We start from the raw sequence: 1,199 nt of genomic DNA, 5'->3' as shown, positions 1-1,199 counted from the left end.
TCGCCGCCGTGGTTGAGCCAGACGTTCACGGCGCCGTCGGGGTTGACGACGATGTAGTCGGCCTTGCCGTCGCCGTTGAAGTCGGCGAGGCGGACACGCTCGCGGTCGGTGGTGACACCGGTGGCGACCTGGCCGATGCCCTGCCAGCCACCGCTGCCCGCGGGGTCGCCGCCGTGGTTGAGCCAGACCTTGACGGCGCCGTCGTCCGCGATCGTGATGTAGTCGGGCCGGCCGTCGCCGTCGAAGTCCGCGAAGCGCACGCGCCCGCTGCCGCCGGCCTCGTTTCCGGCGCGAGGAGCGGCGGGGCGGTGGGCCCAGCCGTCGGCGACGGCCTGGTCGAGGGCGCGGTGGAAGACCTCGGCCATCTTGCGGTAGCCGTTGGCGTTGGGGTGCAGTCCGTCCGGGAGGTCGGTCGCGGCGTCGAGGTCCGCGGGCCCGACGTACCGGAAGTGCCGGCCGGTGCGTGCGTGGGCCGTTCCCTGGAGGGCGCCGAGGGTGTCGTTGAACTGAGCCGTCTTCTGCTCCAGTCCGGGGGTGGCGGTCAGTAAGCCCTGCACGATGACGGTGACGTCCGGCTTGTCGGCGAAGATGCGGTCGACGAGGTCGGACAGCCGACGGGCGGCCGCCACCGGGTCGGCGTCCCGGTCCCACTTCAGGTCGTTGATGCCCAGGTGCAGGAGAACGACATCGGGGTCGGCTGCTGACAGCCAGCGGTCGATGTCCGCGCGGACCTGGGCGATCCGGTAGCCGCTGTGGCCCTCGTGGTCGGGGTCGGCGACGGCCCCGGAGGTGGCGGTGCCGACCAGGTCGACGGCGTAGGGGGACTGCCGGGCGGTCAGGTCCCACAGCGGTGCGCGGTAACCGGCCCCGGTGGAGCTGTTGGACCCGTCGGTGATCGAGTCGCCGAGTGGCATGACCTTGACCGGCGCAGGCGTCGGTGCCACGGCCGGGGTGAGGGCCGACGCGGGGACGACACCGGGACCGAGGGCCAGGGCGGCGCCGAGGGCCAGGACGATCAGGGGAGCACGTTTCACGGAAGGTTCCAGTCTCGGAGAGGAGCGGGCAACGGGGTGGGCCACGACGGCGAGTGGTGCGGAAACGGCCCGGGCCGTACGAAGTCCACCTCCACCCGCACCGCCGCGTCCCCGACCTCACCCGCCTGTCCGAGGACGAACGCGCCGAGCTCCCCGGCCTCTACC

The 1,199-nt window shown here is 72.9% G+C and carries 1 protein-coding gene; it reads right to left on the bottom strand.

What is annotated here, in order from left to right:
- A partial coding sequence (locus tag ABZ885_RS41585) for a GDSL-type esterase/lipase family protein (RefSeq protein WP_360200462.1) occupies nt 1–1,034 on the bottom strand: 1,034 nt, incomplete at its 3' end.
- Nucleotides 1,035–1,199 lie beyond the last annotated feature (165 nt).

The sequence above is a fragment of the Kitasatospora sp. NPDC047058 genome (genome assembly GCF_040643935.1).
Lineage (GTDB): Bacteria > Actinomycetota > Actinomycetes > Streptomycetales > Streptomycetaceae > Kitasatospora.
The sequence above is the reverse complement of the archived record's forward strand: the minus strand, read 5'-3'. Positions and strand labels throughout refer to the sequence as shown.